Raw genomic sequence first — 18,784 nt, 5'->3', positions numbered from 1 at the left:
ACATGACAGCAGCCGAGTTTCAGCAAATATCACATACCATTCCTGTAGAAGCAGGCATTTACAAATACTACGATGAAAGCGGACAACTCCTGTACGTAGGCAAGGCGAAAAGCCTGCGTAAACGGGTCAGTTCCTATTTTGTGAAAAATCATGACAGCTACAAAACACGTAAGCTGGTTGAACATATTCACCACATAGAATTTACCATCGTAGATTCCGAACAGGATGCCTTCCTGCTGGAAAATTCCCTCATCAAGCAGTTTCAGCCCAGGTACAACATCAACCTGAAAGATGATAAAACCTACCCTTATATTGTTATCAAGCACGAGCCTTTTCCCAGGGTATTCTTTACCCGCAATGTGATTAAAGACGGCTCTGATTACCTCGGTCCCTTCACCTCTGTAGGGCGTGTCCGGGAAATCCTGGATGTGATTAAATACAATATCCCCCTGCGTACCTGTAATCTCAACCTGAGTGAACAGAATATCAAAAAAGGGAAATTCAGGGTGTGTCTCGAATATCATCTGGGCAACTGCAAAGGACCATGTGAAGGATTACAGACAGAAGAAGACTACCGCGAAGGATTACAGCAGGTAAAAAATGTGCTGAAAGGCAATCTTTCTCCCGTAGTTAATCTCTTTAAAGAGCAGATGCAGCAGCATGCCGCACAGATGGAGTTTGAAAAGGCAGAGATCATGCGCAAGAAGATCGCCAGCCTGGAAGATTATTCTGCCAAATCTACCATCGTCAATAACCGTGTGGGCAATCTCGATGTATTCTCCATCATCAGCGACGGCAACCACGCGTATGTGAATTATCTCCGTATTCTCAACGGCACCATTGCGGATACCAAAACCGTGACACTGGAAAAGCAGCTGGAAGAAGGCGATGAAGAGGTGCTGACATATGCAATAGCCTATCTGCGCGATGTGTTTAAAAGCGTTAACCGGGAAATCGTAGTGCCGTTCCCGGTAGAGTATCCGGAGAGCAATGTCACTGTTACAGTGCCTAAAGGCGGCGATAAAAAGAAGTTGCTGGAGCTCTCGGAAAAGAACGTAAACTACTTCAGGGAAGAACTTTACCGTAAAAAAATACTGCACCTGGAAGGAAAGAGCGATATGGAAAGAAAGCAGGTGCTTTACCAGCTGCAGGCCGACCTGGAGCTGCCTGCACTGCCGGTGCATATCGAATGTTTCGATAACTCCAACTTCCAGGGCGCCTATCCTGTAGCCGCCTGCGTGGTATTCAAAGACGGCGTGTCTTCCAACAAGGATTACCGTCATTTCAATATTAAAACGGTAGAAGGCATCAACGACTTCGCCTCCATGAAGGAAGTGGTATACCGCCGCTATAGCCGCCTGCTGGCAGAACAGCAGCCATTACCACAGCTTGTTATCATCGATGGTGGCAAAGGGCAGCTGGGTTCTGCCATGGAAAGCATCCGGGAGCTGGACCTTATCGGCAGCATGACGGTAGTGGGGCTGGCCAAAAATGAAGAAGAAATATTTTTCCCCGGAGACTCAGAGAGTATCAAGCTGCCGTTCAACAGCGAGAGCCTGAAGCTGATACGCCGCGTACGTGACGAGGTACACCGCTTCGGTATTACCTTCCACCGGCAAAAGCGCAGTAAAGGCACTTTTAAGAATGAACTGGAAAGCATAAAGGGAATAGGTCAGAATACGGCTACCCAATTATTAAAAACCTTCCGTTCGGTAGCAAAAATAAAACTGCTGTCTGAAGAAGATATTGCCAAAGAAATAGGCGCCTCCAAAGCGCGGCTCGTATATAACCACTTTCACAACAACCAGCGTTAAACCGCTTCATTCACAGGGCGGAAGGCGCGGATAGCTTTCTCTGCCTGTAATACATGCCGGTTGATATGTGCTGTCAGGAAGCTGAAAGTATCTCCGGCAGACATACGTATAAAACGGGAGAGGGAAGTGGTCACTTTCACTTTTTGTATATCAACTTTCTCCGCAAGTTGCAGCAGTGCTATGAGAGTTTCCTGCTGGCGTATAAATTCCGGCAATACCATCTCAGCATCTGGCTGTATCACCGGCCGGTGGTCTTTCGGCGATTTCATGCGGGAAGACAGTGCTCCGTCTGGTCCGGGTTGCATCATACGGGTAAATTTAGCGCCGATCCAGCTGGGGCTGAATACTTCTCCCGGACTGCTTCCTTCCTCTATGGCGCGGGTGATGGCTTTATCCAGTGCAGGCAGGTAAAATTTTCCGTAGGAGTTTAAGTGATCCAGGCATTGCATGGCGCTCCAGCTGCCGGGTACAGGGGCATGTAGCAAGGCTGCAGCAGGATGGTTTCCGAAACGGTTTTCTGCTTTCATTTGTACCGTTAGCACCTGTTTACAGAGTTGTTCCAGCAGTATCCTGGTATTGATGCGGGTCATGGTGAAGTATTTATTACAAAGCTAGGATGGTTGTTTCCGGAAAATGTTGGTGCAGGCAAAGATTTTATAACTTGACTGAATGCAGCAGTTTACTGAAGGTAGCCGGATCGATGCCCAGGTAAGAGGCCAGGTATTTTTGCGGTATCAGCTGTAACACATGCGGGCTGCGGGTGAGCAGCACGCGGAATTTCTGTTCCGCGGTAAAGGTCAGCAGTTCCCGATGCCTGTCCAGCAATCCGCTCAGTGCCGCTACGGTACCCAATCTTACAAATCTTTCGATGACCGGATATTGCAGGGTGAGCTGGTCAAAGTCTGTATAGCTGATGCGTAACATGCTGCTGGGCGTGAGGGTTTCCAGGAACCAGGAGGTAGGGCGTTGCAGCTGGAAGGAGTCCATGATACCGGAAAAGGAGCCGGTGTAGGTAAACAGGAGCGTGGCTTCCGTATCACCGTCCAGCGAGAAGATGCGTTGTACGCCTTCGTTAACAAAATAAAGGTAGCGTTCAGTTTCGCCGGCAGTGGTGATGATTTGTTTTCGTTTATACGTTACCGGGAGCCAGCAGGCCGCAAAGGCCGTCCAGGCGTCTGCCGGGAGCGGCATGAAATCAAACACTGCTTTACGTAACATTTCCACTGACATGAATGCAATTTAAGTATTTAATTATTTGAGATTTGTATAAAATCAGAAAGCCCCCTGAGAGTTCAGGGGGCTTTCTGATTTTATACAAATCTCAAATAATCAAATAATCAAATGACTATGGTCTAGTACTGCCAGAGATCCTGCTCTTTGTTGAAGATGCGGTCTTTGATGGCCTGACCTTCGAGGAGGCGCATAACGCCGTCTTTCATGTAGTCTTTGATCTCGCGGTTGTAGGTATTATTTTCCTTGATCACATAGCTGCCGAAGAAGCGCATTTCGAAGAGGTCTTCCCAGCTGATAGTGGAGGCGTCGTTATTCTGGTTATACACATCGTATTTGGCCAGTGTAGCGCGCAGGTCAGGATAATACACCCAGAACAGCGGGATGGATGCGCGGACGCTGCCATCTTCGTTGAAGCGGGAAACCATGGGAGCAATACCGAGTATACGTACTTTCAGGGCAGAGGCTTCTTTATCGAACACCCATACTTCCTTGACTTTGTACTGTCTGATAGTACGCGGGTCGAAGTCGTCGCGGGTAGTCACCATTTTTTCTTCGCCTGTAACCGGATCGATGCTGCGTACAGTTCTTTCTTCACCGGCGATCTTTGTCTGGATCTCGTTGTAAGGCATCACTGTGGTGAAGCGGTCATCGATAGGGTTGAAGGCTTCCACCTCTTTATTCTTGATAGCGTTCAGCAGAATATTGATAAACAGTTGATTGATACCGCTTTCATCTTCTACGTTGTACTGGAAGGGAAGGTTAATTTTTTCCCTTACATCGATTACCTGCCAGACACGTTTTTCCCAGAAACGGTCATCCTCGCGGATGTAGTCGTAAACGATGGGAACGCGTTCTCTTGCAAGGTTTCTTTCCACTACTCCGTCCACACGCAATGATTTGCGGGGGGTATCGGAAACTGGTGAAGAAAGACCATCGGGGCGCAAAGATGCTGGCTGAGCAGGGGGCGGTGTCACAGCATTACCTGTTGCGGGGTTTACTACCGGCGCATTCGGATCCTGTTGTGGAGCGGCTTCAGTCGCAGTTCTGCGGCGGGTAGTACCGCCGCGGCGCTGTGCTTCAGCAGCGGTTGCCAGCATAACCAGCAACATGGTGCACCAACCAATTCTGTTAAATATTACTGCTCGCATAATTCAGTAATTTATGACCTGTTAGTTTAATTTAAAAATTGTGCTTGGCATGGTACGAACAATGCCATCCGGGCCTTTCACTTTTACGTTTTCGAAGTATACTTCGTCGCCTGGGCGCAGTGAGCGTACAGAGGCAGCGATGCTACCCGGGAAGTAAGCGGAATTGGCCTCGCCTTCCTGGTATTCTTTACCTTTTGCAGATACACCGATACGGTAACCTACTACTTCGTATTTAACACCTTCAAATTCGAAATCTTCGAGAACGGCGCCAAGACCCTGCTGCACTTTAAAGTCAGCAGCTTTCATGTTGCCGCCTTTGTTGAATCCCACTTTCAGTACCGGATCCGGAACACGTTTTACACGGAATTCTTTCTGACCCAGTGTTTTTACCTTACCATCTACGTTGGCTACTACGTTGATAACAGCTTTACCAGGCTGGCTAACGGTTACAGTGTATTCGCCGGCGCCGCGTTTGGAGATGTTACCACCGCTGATGGAAGCAGATACTGATTCAGCAGGTACGCCTGCCGCAGAGATAGAGATCGGGTTTTGCAGACCAATGTACAGTACGTTCATTTTATCTGCAGAGATGGAGGTGGTAGAAGCACCTACATTATAAGTTTCTTCAAAGTGCTGGGAAATAGGATCACCACCGGTTGGATTCGGCAATGTGATAGTACCGGAGATGGTTCTTTCACCGATACCGCTAACTGGTATGGAATAAGTACCTAAACCTTCCACTGCATTTACCGGAGTACCGTTTACAACGATAGTAGGGTTTACAGTGCTGCTGTAGGCGCCTACTGCGATTTGTGCAGTTAAGGTCTGGCCGGCCATCAGGTTTTTGGAATTCAGGGAGATAAACGGTCTGATTTTATCGAATTTAAAGTTCTGTGCATCGATCTGGCGATACAGGTCATCGATAATGGCAGACTCGGAGTTTTTGATATCATTCTGGAATTTACCCAGGATGGTTACCGCTGCGATGGTAGGCACCATGTTGAAATGATAGGTAGTCCATGTTTTAGGACCGCCGCCATGATCATTGGAAGATTTACCTACTTCTATTTTCAGGGGTAAAGTTTTTGCAAATTTGTCTTTGTTTTTAGGTTCAACAAAGCCGAGTAATTGATTACGCAGTGCAACCAGTTTACCTTCCAGTTCAGGACCTTTTTTCATGTTCTCCATCACGCGGGTAGGAGCGTCGAGGTCAGACTGGCCTTTAAGTTCGCCTTTATCATCTTTTCCACCGGATTCGGTGATGATGAGGTTCTTTAAAGTTTCAACATAGTTGTACATATCTGCAGAAAGTTTTTTCACCTCTTCCGCTTTGGCTTTCAGAGGGGCTACTTTTGCAGCGTTATCCTTCATTTGTTCCGCGAACTGTGCATAGATCAGATTGTTTTTATCTGTCAGGGAGTTATTGGAAGTATTGATGGAATTATTAACAATATTAAAAGCGTTCAGTATTTCAGCAGAGACGTTCAACGCGAGCATGGCCGTCAAGACCAGGTACATGATGTTGATCATCTTCTGCCTAGGATCTTTAGGTAGTGCCATAGTTTTTTTTCAGATTTAATTTAGTGGTTGTTAACTCAAAACTATCAGCATTACCTTATCTTCCACCGCCCATGGCAGACAGCATGTTACCATAGATGGAATTCAGGTTGCTCAGGTTTTTCGCCAGCAGGGAAATCTGTTCCTGAGTTTTCTTGGCATCATCGATGCTGCCACTCATGGCTGCGGAAGCATTCTGCAGGTTGCTGTAGAATGAGTTCATCGCTTTCAGGTGGTTGTTGGTGTCCTGTAATTCCAGTTCATAGATAGCATTCAGGGAAGCCAGGTTTTTGGTCATACCCTGCATTTGCTCATGGAAACTTCTGGTAGACTCGGAAGCGCTGTTGAAGGAAGATACAGCAGCAGCGGCAGTAGTGTAGGCGTTAGCTACGTTACCGATAGCGCTGGCAGCTTCTCTTGTTTTCTGAGTATAATCGCCAGTAGCAGCTACTACGTCGGAGATGTCTCTCATTTTGTCAACAGTGGTACCCAGTTTCTGGAAGTTTTCGCTCAGGCGTTGCAGGTTGGCAGGCGTGATGTCTGCTTCCTGGAGCATTTTGTCAAGACCAGCAACTGCAGGGCTGCCGGCAACTGCTACTACCTGACCTTCCGGATGAGAAGCGCTGGAATCAGGAACGAAAGCATATACGAAAAAGATGAGCGCTTCTGTGCTCAGACCTAAAATCAAAGCGATATCCGCTCCCCGCCAGTGCTGCAGTTTAAATAACGCTCCGATAATTACTACAGAAGCCGCAATACATACGAAAAAGTTCAGCCATTTAGCTTTGTTAGGATTCATAGCCATAGGTTAAAATTTACTGGTTAAAGTGATAAGTGTTAAAGTTCTCTGTATGGAATAGTTGTTACTCACCGATTTGCTAATAGTTGTCATAATATAAAAGGGTTTACTTGTTATATTAATTAGAGCTATTAATACGTGCGTTTATTTTTTGTGTCTTCTGCTAAGCGCAATTGTACATCTGAAGCCTACGTAGGATTTGGAACTATCCTGGTATTCGTAGGTTCTGGTACCGGTCTGCAGGAAATATCCCACATCTTTCCAGGAACCGCCGCGGATAGCTTTACGCTTCATTTTCAATGGTGCGTCGTCAGGTACATCCATTCTCAGATAAGGGTTCATATCGGATGTAAATGAGTAGGCATTTTCATAGAAGATGTCAGCAGTCCATTCCGCTACGTTACCAGCCATGCAGTACAGGCCGTAATCGTTAGGCCAGTAGGCGTCTGCACGTACAGTATAGAAACCGCCGTCTTCCGGATAGTTACCGCGGCCAGGTTTGAAGTTGGCCAGCAGACAGCCTTTTTTGTTACGGATATAGTATCCGCCCCATGGGTATGGCGTTTGTTCTCTTCCGCCGCGTGCAGCGTATTCCCATTGTGCTTCAGAAGGCAGCTGGAATTTATCTTCCGTGAACAGTTTCTTGGAGTTCCTGTAATCTTCCCAGAATTTACTTCTCCATTCGCAGAAGGCAGTAGCCTGGTGCCAGTTAACGCCTACCACCGGGTAGTTGTCGAAGGCAGGATGCCAGAAATACATACGGGTCATGGGCTCGTTGTATGCGTAGGAGAAATCCCTGATCCAGCACAGCGTGTCCGGATAGATAGGAACATCTTTTTTCACGATGAACGTAGAACGCGGTTTACCGAAGTTCTCCCTCAGCTTGGCCTTGTCCCAGTTGAAAGTTTCCTGGTGATAGATCAGCTTGCCCACGTCGATGTCCTTGCGGCCATAGAGACGGTCAGCTTCGGTATACACCATCGCATCCAGTTTCTCGAGGGTAGCCTTGTCTTTCCAGACAATTTTCTGTTTCCAGTCAATGATATCATGCCCGTCGTCCTGTTTAACGTGTCCCAGGAGGATATGCGCAATTGAGTCCTGCACCCACTGCACAAACTGGCGGTATTCATTGTTGGTGATTTCAGTGGCATCCATGTAGAAGCCCGAAATCGAAATAGATTTGTTACGTGCCGTATAGGCGTAGTTTACATCTTCATCGCTGGGACCCATATGAAAGGTTCCAGGTGGTACATAAACCATCCCATAGGGTACAGGGGGAGTGTACTTAGGTCTGGGGCTTACGCCAATCAGTTGACCTTGTGCGTTCTTGGGGCCTTTACTACCACCACAGCTGGCCAGCAGGGAAACCAGCAGCACTGCCAACAGACCTCTTAAATAGTTAAGCTTCATAAGGGTAGCTTTCATCAGAATATGTTTTTCTATTAACCAGCCTGGTGCTTTTTGCCTGAATGCAAGGGAACACATTTCTCATTTTTTCACCCGCTTTGTTTATATGAAAGATAGCAAATGTAATAATAATATTTAATTTGTAGTCACTTTTTATACAACTTTTTCAACTCTACATACACCGGATCGGTAACTAATTTAAACGTATTTTTTAACATTTTATTATATCATCGTCACAACATTTGTTTTAGTTTCCCCTACCCTTATAACGGGCAAGTTACATAATTATTCTATTAAATTAATAATTTCTTGTATATAAAAAACAGGCTTAATACAATGATAATCCTTGCATAAATAAACTAATGTGTCATTTTCCACGGCCCTGTCTGTCAGCAAAGGAATAGCCGGAATATTTTTTTCTGCACCGATTAAAATTTTAAAAGGAAGAAACCATTGTCCGGCCTCATTCATTCTTGCCAGAAAATCTTTTCCTACTACCGCCAGCTCAGGAGTACCTTTCACGAACTGTAATAACTGGCTCGCCCACACGCCGAAGGAAGTCGGATACCTCACCACCGTTTGCGCCAGCCCGGAAACCGCCGCCACCGCCTTATCTGCCCAGTTTTTGTTATCAAAAACAACAGAAAGGTACCAAAGGTTTTGCGCCATCAGCGCATTACCGCTGGGCACTGCGCCGTCGTACACCTCTTTCTTTCTCACAATAACATCCTGCTGCCCGTCTATCGTATAGTAAAAATAATGGCCGGTTTCATCTCCGAAATGATCGTTCACAAAGGCGGTAATATCATGTGCCTTATAGAGGTAGTCCAGGTTTCCGGTAATCTCCTGTAAGGCAATCAGGGCGCGGATCAGGCACGCATAATCGTCCAGGAATGCAGGATATTTTGCCTCCCCGCCCTTCCAGGTATGGAAGAAGGCCTGTCCGTTTTCTTCCTGCCGGAAACTGGCCAGGCAGAATTCCATATTACGTACAGCCATTTCCCGGTAGGCTTCATCGCCCAGCGCGGCATATGCCTTACAGCAGGCATGTACCATCATGGCATTCCATCCGAGCAGGATTTTATCGTCCAGCCCCGGGCGTATTCTGCCGGATCTTACCGCCAGCAGCTTCTCCCGGCAACCTTTCAGCATGGCACCCAGTACAGCGGGATCATAGCCCTTTTCAGCGGCAAACTGCTCCAGCGGCTGTTGTATCCACAGGATATTTGTTTCTTCCCAGTTGCCATGATCGCTGACATCATAAAATTCGCAGAAAGGCTTCGCCTGTTCTCCCAGGATATGATGTATTTCCGCTTTGCTCCAGGTATAGAATTTTCCTTCCACCCCTTCGGAGTCCGCATCCAGTGCGGCATAGAAGCCACCTTCAGGAGAAGTCATCTCCCTGGTAATAAAAGTCAGTGTATCCCTTACCGTTTGGGCATATACCTCCCTGCGCGTGAGCTGCCAGGCATCGCAAAGCACATCAATCAGCAGGGCGTTGTCGTACAGCATTTTTTCGAAGTGCGGGGCCAGCCACTTCTCATCGGTGGAGTACCGGGCAAATCCGCCGCCCAGCTGGTCGTAAAGCCCTCCCTGCAACATCTTGTCCAGGGATAGCAATGCCTGCTGCAACGCCGCCGGATCTTTGCAGACATGATGATACCGCAACAGGTAAGCAATGGTAAACGTCTGCGGAAACTTGGGCGCACGCCCGAAACCGCCCCAGACAGTATCTGCCTGTTTCAGTATATTTTCACAGATGGTATCGCATTGTTCCCTGGTAAATAATTCTTCCCGCGGGATATTCAGGTTTAAGCCGGCCTGTATTCCAAACTGGCTGGACTGGCTGATATGTTGTGTAAGATTATCTGCCTGCTGCTCAATTTCGTCTCTTTTAGTGGCAAATGCATCGGCGAGCGACAGCAGTACATCTTTCCAGGACGGCCTGTTATATGCTTTTACCGGAGGATAGTAAGTGCCTCCGTAAAAAGGCTTTCTTTCCGGTGTGAGAAAAACATTCAGGGGCCAGCCACCGGCTCCTGTCATGGCCTGCACGGCATCCATGTAAATATGATCCAGGTCAGGGCGTTCTTCCCTGTCTATCTTGATGTTGATGAAATGCTCATTCATGATGGCTGCGGTAGCAGCATCCTCGAAGCTCTCCCTTTCCATTACATGACACCAGTGGCAGGCAGCATAACCAATACTCACGAGTATAGGCTTATCCTCCGCCACGGCGCGTTGCAGTGCCTCTTCCCCCCAGGGATACCAGTGAACAGGATTATGTGCATGCTGCAGCAGATAGGGACTTGTTTCGCCGGCTAGTTTATTCATGGATTCCGCTTAAATGGTTGAATGATTCCTTGTTACAAGATTAAAAAAGTTTTTGTTCAACCATGCATATCAGGCAGGAATTTTTAAAATATTCTCAGGATGCGCCTGTATTGCAGCCAAAAAAACAGGGATGGCAGTCTGCCATCCCTGGTATAATTAATTGCTATGCGGAAACCGCACTACTTCTTGTTGATAGATGCAAGGTACTGATCCAGCGCTGCTGCCATGGATGGCGCCTGCGGAGCGGGAGCTTTAACATCGAGCCTTAAACCTGCCTCTTCCACAGCGGCAGAGGTAGTAGGTCCGAACGCCCCGATACGGGTACCATTCTGTTCAAACGACGGCATGTTCTCAAAAAGTGATTTCACACCTGAAGGACTGAAAAACACAATCATGTCATATGAGTTCTTCGCCAGTACTTCCTTTACATCGTTGGAAACGGTTTTGTAAAGGGTCGCTGTAGCATACTCACATTTGTTCGTCTTTAACCATTCCTCAATGTCCTTCTTCTGACTGTCTGAGCTTGGAAACAGGAACTTTTCATTGTCACGATGCTTGTTCATAACCTCCAGTACACCTTTGGTTGAACCATCCGCACCATAAAACACTTTGCGCTTGCGATACAGGATAAATTTCTGCAGATACAGTGCCACTGCTTCTGTAATACAAAAGTATTTGCAGTCCTGCGACACTTTAATCTTCATTTCTTCACAGATCCGGAAAAAGTGATCTACTGAATTGCGGCTGGTAAAAATTACCGCAGTATAATTCAGGATATCAATTTTCTGCTTCCGAAACTCCTTAGCGGGTAATCCCTCTACTCTGATGAACGGGTAAAAATCCAATTTTATGTTGAACTTCTTTGCCAGATCAAAATAGGGAGATTTTTCTGTTTCAGGCTTAGGTTGAGAAATTAGGATTGACTGAACTTGTTTACCTTGCAAATCTTTTTTTGGCCCGCCTTTTATCATACGTTTTTTGCTCTTGTGTTAACAATAGGCGATAATCAGGGATTACCAGTTAACCAGATATTCAGCAGCACCCTGGTTAATATTAAAACAGGCGCTACTTCGAATGCGCAAAGGTAAAGAAAAAAATGCAATTTACTGAAAGACAAGTACTGCCTAACTAAAGAATAAGATCTAATATACCTGTAAAGAACAAGTAATGCAATAATAAATAATGATATATATAGAAAAGCGAGGGCTATTTCCTGGTCACAGAAGGCCATAATCACTAAAAACGGTACCAGTATAACTCCCAGGATTTTGTTAATCAGGTACAGGATGAAGATATATGCATCTGCCAGTTCGCTGTTACCGAACAGCCATCCGCAGAAACGCAGCATCACATACTTGATGCCGTATACCACTGCTACCAGAATCACCAGCCCCGGAATCAGCAACCACGGCTCTGCCTGCGGGAACACCTGCTTTCTGTATAGCACCAGGTACAGGTATAACCCCAGTGATATGGCAAAGAAGATATTGAGCAGCATATTCGGGAAAGGCGCCTGTGACAACTGGTCTTTCAGCTGCCGCTGGCTGAGCGTGGGATTAAAGAACGCCTTGAACAGATCAGAAAAATATTTGGTGTAGGACAACCGGATGATACTCAGCACCAGCAGGATGCCAGCCACGAGATAAATCAGCCAGTCCATGTTCCGGTAGCTGCGTACCGGGTTGGTATCGTAATAAACCGGCCTGCCGGGCTTCAGGAAGTCATTTTCGCGGGCCAGCTGCTTCATATACAGGTCGTAGTAGGAAACTGGTTTGGGAGCAGGAGGCGCCGCCGCAACACTGTCTTTCCCCGTCAGCGCACTGTCGGTTACCGCTGTTACGGGAGTGGCGGCCGCCGCGGTATCCTTTTTAACAGGCGTTACAGTACGCGGTTTAGGCCGGGAGCTATCTGCAGCACGATGGGTGATAACCGGTGCGGCTATCCTGCCGGAATCCCTTTTCACCGCAGCTGTATGCGGCCTGGGTTTAGGCTTTGCTGTATCCGATACCTGACGGGTAACTGCCGGTTTTCTGACAGGCTGATGAGCGGTACTGTCCGCTGTTTGTGCCATTACCGGCAAATAACTGAAAATGAATAGAAACAAATACCAGATGCGCACCAGGATATTATTTTGCAATGACTTTATATTTGGCTTTTCAACAAAAACGTTCCCCCGAAATCCATCAAACCAGAGGCAATTAACAGCGTCCTGTTCACATAACAAAACTGAAACGTAATTTTGTCGTTTGCAAAGATATTAAAATAGTCCATAGTTGGCCTGTGAACGCCTGCTGCGGACAGCTATATAACGCTGATGGCCGGAATTTATTTACATATTCCTTTTTGTAAGCAGGCATGTTATTACTGCAACTTTCATTTTTCTACTTCCCTGCGGCAGAAAGATGAGCTGGTAGCGGCTTTATTGAAAGAGATCGTCTTACAGAAAGATTATTTGTCCGGTGAAACCGTGCAAACCATTTACTTCGGGGGTGGAACACCCAGCTTATTGACTGTTGCCGAGCTGCAACAGTTGCTGGCTGCCCTGCGCAGCACTTTTCCCGTGGCCGCCGATGCTGAAATAACCCTGGAAGCCAATCCTGACGACCTTGACAGCGGGCGGCTGGAATCTTTGCGGGATGCAGGCATTAACCGCCTCAGCATTGGTATACAGTCTTTCCACGAAGCGGACCTCCGCTGGATGAACCGTGCGCATAACAGCGAACAGGCGCTGCGTTGTATAACGGACGCACAAAAGGTTGGGTTCCGGAACATTACCATAGACCTCATTTATGGCGGGCCTACGCTCACGGATGAAGGGTGGCAGGAGAACGTAGCGCAGACGATTGCCCTGGGTATCCCGCATATTTCCTGTTACGCGCTCACCGTAGAACCCGGCACTGCGCTGGATCATTTTATCAGTAAGAAAAAGATGGAGCCTACGGATCCTGATAAAGCCGCCCGTCATTTCGAGCTGCTGATGCAGTGGCTGGAGGCAGCCGGATTTGAACATTACGAGATCTCCAATTTTGGAAAGCCGGGGTGGCACTCCCGGCACAACAGCAGTTACTGGCAGGGGCAGCAATACCTGGGCCTGGGCCCGTCTGCACATTCCTTCAACGGCCATTCCCGCCAGTGGAATATTGCGAACAATGCACAATATATCCGCAGTCTGGCGGCCGGGAAGGTACCTTCTGAGCTGGAAACCCTCACCACTGCCATGCAGTTCAATGAGTACATTATGACGAGCCTTCGTACGGCCGCGGGGTGCAACCTGGAATGGGTAGCAGAGAAGTTCAGCGCTCCGCAGAGCAGCCAGCTGCTCGCCAGTAGTCAGCCATTCATCAGCAAGGGATGGATGGAACAGAAAGGAGAAACGCTCCGCCTTACAAAGGCTGGCCGTCTCTTTGCAGACGGCATTGCGGCCGACCTGTTCATTTGATTATTTTATTATTTTGTTATTTGAGATTTGTTATAAATCAAGAAGCCCCCTGGAAGTTTCGATATCCAGGGGGCTTCTTGATTTATAACAAATCTCAAATAACAAAATAATAAAATGACTGATTGTTTTTACCAGCCAAGAATGTAGGCAAAAATCAGGGGAGCTACGATGGTAGCATCTGATTCTACGATAAACTTAGGTGTGTTGATGTCCAGTTTACCCCAGGTGATTTTTTCATTCGGTACAGCGCCCGAGTAGGAGCCGTAGGAGGTAGTGGAGTCAGAGATCTGGCAGAAGTAGCTCCAGAAAGGAACGTCTGTCCATTCCAGATCCTGGTACATCATAGGCACTACGCAGATCGGGAAATCGCCGGCGATACCGCCACCAATCTGGAAGAAGCCAACGCCTTTACCGGCGGAATTGTTACGGTACCATTCGGAGAGGAAGATCATGTATTCGATACCGCTCTTCATGGTAGATGTTTTCAGGTCGCCCTTGATGCAGTAGGATGCGAAGATGTTACCCATGGTACTGTCTTCCCAGCCTGGAACGATGATAGGAATATTTCTTTCTGCTGCAGCGATCATCCAGCTGTTTTTAGGATCGATTTCGTAATGTTCTTTCATTACGCCGCTGAGGAGCAGTTTATACATGAATTCGTGCGGGAAATAGCGTTCGCCGCTTTCTTCTGCATCTTTCCATATTTTGTAGATATGTTTCTGGATACGGCGGAAAGCTTCTTCTTCAGGGATGCAGGTATCAGTTACGCGGTTGAAGCCCTGTTCGAGCAGATCCCATTCTTCCTGGGGGCTCAGATCACGGTAGTTAGGAACTCTTTTATAGTGGGTATGTGCTACCAGGTTCATAATATCTTCTTCCAGGTTTGCACCGGTACAGGAGATAATATCCACTTTACCCTGACGGATCATTTCTGCGAAAGAAATGCCCAATTCAGCCGTACTCATCGCACCGGCCAGTGTCACCATCATTTTACCGCCTTCCAGCAAATGAGTTTCATATCCTTTGGCAGCATCCACTAATGCAGCAGCATTGAAGTGGCGGTAATGGTGCTGGATAAATTGAGAAACGGGTCCCTTGTTCATGTTATTTAATCGTTTATACATTAACAGTCTGGCTCATAAAGCCTTAACAGTTCGCAAAGTTAAGATAATTTTCATTGGGGGAGGGGCATGTGCAAAAAACAACAAGGCTCATGGTAGCACCCATGAGCCTCAAGTTTCAAACAATAGAAAAACACAACTGAAAAACTAAGCTTTTTTCAGACGGCCCTGTACGGTTACAGCACCGTTGCGGTCGGCTTTCAGCGTAGTCCATGTATTCTTGCCTTCCAGCGTGATAAAATACACGGTGCCTTCTCCGGCGCTATATTCTACGATGCAGTAGATGCTGTCGTCTGCATATCTTTTTGCGATTTTACCTGATACGGAAAGGGGCAGCTGATCGGCCTGCAGGTAACGGGAAGTAGCCAGCAGTGTACCATCTTCATTGAAGAAGGCGGTTACCTTTGAGTTGCTGATTTCAAATTTTGCAGTAAAGGTCTTGTTATCGTCTGTATACCATTTCACTTCTTTGGCGCCAACGAAAGCATCATTAAATGCATATTTAATTTTGTTGCTAACGGTTGTTTCAGACGGATTTGCAAAAAGGGTGGTTGCACTCAGTAAAAAAGCTGCACTCAGTAAAACAATTATCTTTTTCATGACAGTAATTTTAAATGGTTTAAATGTTTTTGTCCGGTTGGTTTTGTTTTTGATTTTTTTGTTGAAACAAAGCTACGACGGGATGGTACCAGTGGTCAAGCCATACTTTACCACTGGCACTACTAGATAACTTTAAGTATCCGTAATCGGACGTCCGCCTGCCCGCAGCCGGACATGCAGCCTTCTTTGCCAGCCACAGCTTAGTTGTTGGTGACACCTTGCCAAAGCTGCATGGAGGAGTGTTAAGGTTGTGTTAAAGTGGATGGGAAATCCGTATAAACATGAAAACTGGCATAACCACCTGTACCAATGGTAAACGAATCGTTACTTTTGTAGTCTTATTACCATCAGGAGGGGCTTTTCCATGAATCATCTGGCACATGCTTATCTATCCTTTCATCAGCCATCGCTTATTACAGGTAATCTGATTGCAGATTTTGTGAAGGGCAAACGGCAGCTGGAAGTATTTACACCGGATATACAGCGTGGTATCCGTATACACAGAGCCATCGATACCTTTACAGACCAGCACCCGGCAACGGGAAAGGCTAAACTTTTTTTCCGGCCTTCCTGCGGATTGTACAGCGGCGTATATGTAGATGTAGTGTTTGATCATTTTCTGGCCAACGACACCGCCCGGTTTACTGAAGACTCGCTCTATGCCTTTGCTGCAGAGGTTTATAGGGTAATCAGCCAGCAGGCAGACGCACTGCCGCCGGCGTTTATGGAGATGTTTCAGTACATGCAGCAATACAACTGGTTATATAATTACCGGACTACTGCAGGCATAGAACGCGCATTCAGGGGTATCACCCAACGGGCCAGGTACCTGGAAACCAATGCCAGCGTTATAACCGCAGTTTTTATAGAACACTATGCCGCCTTGCAATCCTGCTATGAAACGTTTTTCCCGCAGCTGCAGGCACACGTAGAAAAACTGCTGTTGACGGAAAACCGCTAACACCATGTTAAAGCGGGTTTCTACTCTTTTCAGGTTCGTTAAAAATGTCTAGGTTTGACCCTTCAAATCCGTTTCAAGAAATATATAAAGTATAGCAGGATGATTAAAAAAGCATTCTTATTTGCCGTTGCATTGGGAGTATTTGCACTGAGCGCTGTTGCACAGGAAAAAAAATTGCCACCACTGGATGCCAGCCCTATGGATATGGCCTACTACCCTGTAATGTATCCGTACGTTTGTAAAATTAAAGGCGAGCCAGGCACCCTGATCGCCAGGGTTATCTACAGCCGCCCGCAAACCAAAGGCAGGGAAATATTCGGTAACCTGGAAGAATACGGAAAATTATGGCGGCTGGGCGCAAATGAAGCCACAGAAATCGAATTTTTCCGCCCGGTAATCATTGCCGGCAAAAATATTCCGAAAGGCCGCTACTCCCTGTATGCCATCCCTACAGAAAAAACATGGACGATCATCCTCAACCGCGAAACAGATATCTGGGGCGCCTTTAAATATGATGAACGTAAAGACCTCGTAAGAACTGCCTTACCGGTAATGTCGCTCGACACCCCCGTTGAAGCCTTCACCATGGCATTCGAAAAAGGAGAACCCGGCGCAAACCTCGTTATCGCCTGGGATAAGGTAAGTGTGAGTTTGCCGATTAAGTGGACAGATGTGAAGAAGAAATAATTACGAATTTCAAATTACGAATTACGAATGTAGAAGCGAAGAGCTAAACTTAGATTAAAGGTGATATCTAATACTTATCCTCCTTAATCTAAGTTTAGCTCTTCGCTTCTACATTCGTAATTCGTAATTTGAAATTCGTAATTAAATAGAAAAAGGGCGGTAAGACTACCGCCCTAAGAATTTTAACCATATCCTATGAAAAACCTGAACGAATTTAATCCGAATATCCATTCCCGTTAGTAGTCATTTGGTGAACGATGTAAAAATGTTCGTGAGCGTTGTGAAAAGTAGGTCAAGGGAGAAATAATAGCTAAATAGGACAAATATTGCCGCGTACGCTTTTTACCGGCTCTTTCGGAAGGCAAAATCACGCAATCGCAAAAACTGGAGTATATTTGAAAAGCACCAGAAATTATTCATTTTAAAATATTTAAGACATGAAGCTGGGTACTAAACTCATACACGCAGGTGTAGCTCCGGACCCTTCCACCGGGGCCATAATGACTCCTATTTTCCAGACCTCTACCTATGTACAGAGCGCCCCTGGCGAACACAAAGGCTACGAATATGCCCGTACGCAGAACCCCACCCGCGACGCCCTGCAAAACGCACTGGCTGCCATTGAAGGCGGCACCCATGGCATCTGCTTCGGCAGCGGCCTCGCCGCTACAGACGGTATCCTGAAATTACTGCAACCCGGCGATGAAGTAATTGCCACCAACGACCTGTACGGAGGTACCTACCGCATCTTTACAAAGGTATTTGAGCGTTATGGTATTAAGTTCCGGTTCATCGGACTGCAGGATGCCGGCAACCTGGAAGCACACATTACCGCCCAGACTAAACTTATCTGGCTGGAAACACCTACCAATCCACTGCTGAATATCATTGATATTGCTGCCTGCGCAGAGATAGCCCGGCAAAAAGGCATCCTGCTGTGTGTAGACAATACCTTTGCCTCCCCCTACCTGCAGAATCCCCTGGAACTGGGCGCCGATATTGTGGTGCATTCCGCCACCAAATACCTGGGCGGCCACAGCGATGTGGTACACGGAGCAGTGATTGTAAAGGATGAAGAACTGGCTAAGCAATTGTATTTCATACAGAACAGCTGCGGCGCTGTGCCTGGTCCTCAGGATTGCTTCCTGGTGCTGCGCGGTATCAAAACCCTGCACGTACGCATGCAGCGTCACTGCGAAAACGGAGAGGCCATCGCACAGTTCCTGCGTAACCATCCCAGGGTAGCCCGCGTATACTGGCCGGGATTTACTGACCATCCTAACCACAATATTGCCAGGAAACAGATGCGCGGCTTCGGCGGCATGATGTCCTTCACCCTGAAAGACGATAACCTTGCTGCTGCTAACCGCATCCTGAGCGGCACTCACCTGTTCTCCCTCGCAGAATCACTGGGCGGCGTGGAATCCCTGATCGGACATCCGGCCAGTATGACCCATGCCTCTATTCCAAGGGAAGAAAGGATCAAAAACGGCCTGGCCGACTCCCTGATCCGCCTCAGTGTAGGTATTGAAGATGCCAGCGACCTCATAGAAGATTTAAACAACGCCATAGGCTGATTTCCGCCGGTAAAGATCATTTTAAATCTTTCCTGTTTAAAATTATCTTTACCGGAATATATTATTCCTGACCATATCCACAGCCTTTACGAAAGCGCTGAACGTCG

The 18,784-nt window shown here is 47.1% G+C and carries 16 protein-coding genes; 5 read left to right on the top strand and 11 right to left on the bottom strand.

What is annotated here, in order from left to right; all coding sequences use genetic code 11:
* The first annotated feature begins 2 nt into the window (after positions 1-2).
* Positions 3-1,814: an excinuclease ABC subunit UvrC gene (gene uvrC, locus GWG06_RS07845; protein ID WP_160712415.1), complete on the top strand. Its 1,812-nt coding sequence runs from the start codon at positions 3-5 to the stop codon at positions 1,812-1,814.
* Here the strand turns inward: uvrC and GWG06_RS07840 are convergent.
* From GWG06_RS07840 to GWG06_RS07800, 9 genes are all read right to left on the bottom strand, one after another.
* The gene (locus GWG06_RS07840; RefSeq protein ID WP_160712413.1) at positions 1,811-2,404 is read right to left on the bottom strand and encodes a DinB family protein; all 594 of its coding nucleotides are present in this window, start codon (positions 2,402-2,404) and stop codon (positions 1,811-1,813) included. The genes uvrC and GWG06_RS07840 overlap by 4 nt on opposite strands.
* A 64-nt stretch (positions 2,405-2,468) precedes the next feature.
* The gene (locus GWG06_RS07835) at positions 2,469-3,044 is read right to left on the bottom strand and encodes a Crp/Fnr family transcriptional regulator (RefSeq protein WP_160712411.1); all 576 of its coding nucleotides are present in this window, start codon (positions 3,042-3,044) and stop codon (positions 2,469-2,471) included.
* Positions 3,045-3,166: 122 nt separating this feature from the next.
* Complete coding sequence (gene porN, locus GWG06_RS07830) at positions 3,167-4,195, bottom strand: type IX secretion system ring subunit PorN/GldN (protein WP_160712409.1); 1,029 nt, start codon at positions 4,193-4,195, stop codon at positions 3,167-3,169.
* 21 nt (positions 4,196-4,216) lie between these two features.
* Positions 4,217-5,755: a type IX secretion system motor protein PorM/GldM gene (gene porM, locus GWG06_RS07825; protein WP_127044403.1), complete on the bottom strand. Its 1,539-nt coding sequence runs from the start codon at positions 5,753-5,755 to the stop codon at positions 4,217-4,219.
* 55 nt (positions 5,756-5,810) lie between these two features.
* On the bottom strand, positions 5,811-6,557 hold the full coding sequence (gene porL, locus GWG06_RS07820) for a type IX secretion system motor protein PorL/GldL (protein ID WP_127044402.1): 747 nt from the start codon (positions 6,555-6,557) through the stop codon (positions 5,811-5,813).
* Between the two features lie 138 nt (positions 6,558-6,695).
* Positions 6,696-7,961 (bottom strand): T9SS ring complex lipoprotein PorK/GldK, encoded by a 1,266-nt coding sequence (porK, locus tag GWG06_RS07815; RefSeq protein WP_127044401.1) that lies wholly within the window; start codon positions 7,959-7,961, stop codon positions 6,696-6,698.
* Between the two features lie 282 nt (positions 7,962-8,243).
* Positions 8,244-10,292 carry a thioredoxin domain-containing protein gene (locus GWG06_RS07810; protein ID WP_160712407.1) on the bottom strand — a complete coding sequence of 683 codons (2,049 nt, stop codon included), beginning with the start codon at positions 10,290-10,292 and terminating at the stop codon, positions 8,244-8,246.
* Between the two features lie 179 nt (positions 10,293-10,471).
* On the bottom strand, positions 10,472-11,263 hold the full coding sequence (locus GWG06_RS07805) for a uroporphyrinogen-III synthase (RefSeq protein WP_127044369.1): 792 nt from the start codon (positions 11,261-11,263) through the stop codon (positions 10,472-10,474).
* Positions 11,264-11,298: 35 nt separating this feature from the next.
* Positions 11,299-12,363 (bottom strand): DUF4271 domain-containing protein, encoded by a 1,065-nt coding sequence (locus GWG06_RS07800; RefSeq protein WP_160712405.1) that lies wholly within the window; start codon positions 12,361-12,363, stop codon positions 11,299-11,301.
* A 243-nt stretch (positions 12,364-12,606) separates the two neighbouring features.
* Here GWG06_RS07800 and hemW point away from each other — a divergent pair, with 243 nt between their 5' ends.
* Positions 12,607-13,731: a radical SAM family heme chaperone HemW gene (hemW, locus tag GWG06_RS07795; RefSeq protein ID WP_160712403.1), complete on the top strand. Its 1,125-nt coding sequence runs from the start codon at positions 12,607-12,609 to the stop codon at positions 13,729-13,731.
* A 128-nt stretch (positions 13,732-13,859) separates the two neighbouring features.
* Here the strand turns inward: hemW and GWG06_RS07790 are convergent, their stop codons facing one another.
* Positions 13,860-14,834 (bottom strand): deoxyhypusine synthase family protein, encoded by a 975-nt coding sequence (locus GWG06_RS07790; RefSeq protein ID WP_127044208.1) that lies wholly within the window; start codon positions 14,832-14,834, stop codon positions 13,860-13,862.
* Between the two features lie 165 nt (positions 14,835-14,999).
* Positions 15,000-15,452, bottom strand: coding sequence for a hypothetical protein (locus GWG06_RS07785; RefSeq protein ID WP_127044207.1), 453 nt, complete (start codon positions 15,450-15,452; stop codon positions 15,000-15,002).
* Between the two features lie 364 nt (positions 15,453-15,816).
* Between GWG06_RS07785 and GWG06_RS07780 the strand changes: the two genes are divergently transcribed.
* The 3 genes from GWG06_RS07780 (at position 15,817) to GWG06_RS07770 (ending at position 18,677) form a co-directional block, all read left to right on the top strand.
* Positions 15,817-16,413 (top strand): acyl carrier protein phosphodiesterase, encoded by a 597-nt coding sequence (locus tag GWG06_RS07780; RefSeq protein WP_127044206.1) that lies wholly within the window; start codon positions 15,817-15,819, stop codon positions 16,411-16,413.
* A gap of 99 nt (positions 16,414-16,512) precedes the next feature.
* Positions 16,513-17,100, top strand: coding sequence for a DUF2911 domain-containing protein (locus GWG06_RS07775; protein ID WP_127044205.1), 588 nt, complete (start codon positions 16,513-16,515; stop codon positions 17,098-17,100).
* A gap of 437 nt (positions 17,101-17,537) precedes the next feature.
* Complete coding sequence (locus tag GWG06_RS07770) at positions 17,538-18,677, top strand: cystathionine gamma-synthase (RefSeq protein WP_160712401.1); 1,140 nt, start codon at positions 17,538-17,540, stop codon at positions 18,675-18,677.
* Positions 18,678-18,784: the final 107 nt, after the last annotated feature.

The sequence above is a fragment of the Chitinophaga solisilvae genome, from assembly GCF_009928525.1.
Lineage (GTDB): Bacteria > Bacteroidota > Bacteroidia > Chitinophagales > Chitinophagaceae > Chitinophaga > Chitinophaga solisilvae.
The sequence above is the reverse complement of the archived record's forward strand: the minus strand, read 5'-3'. Positions and strand labels throughout refer to the sequence as shown.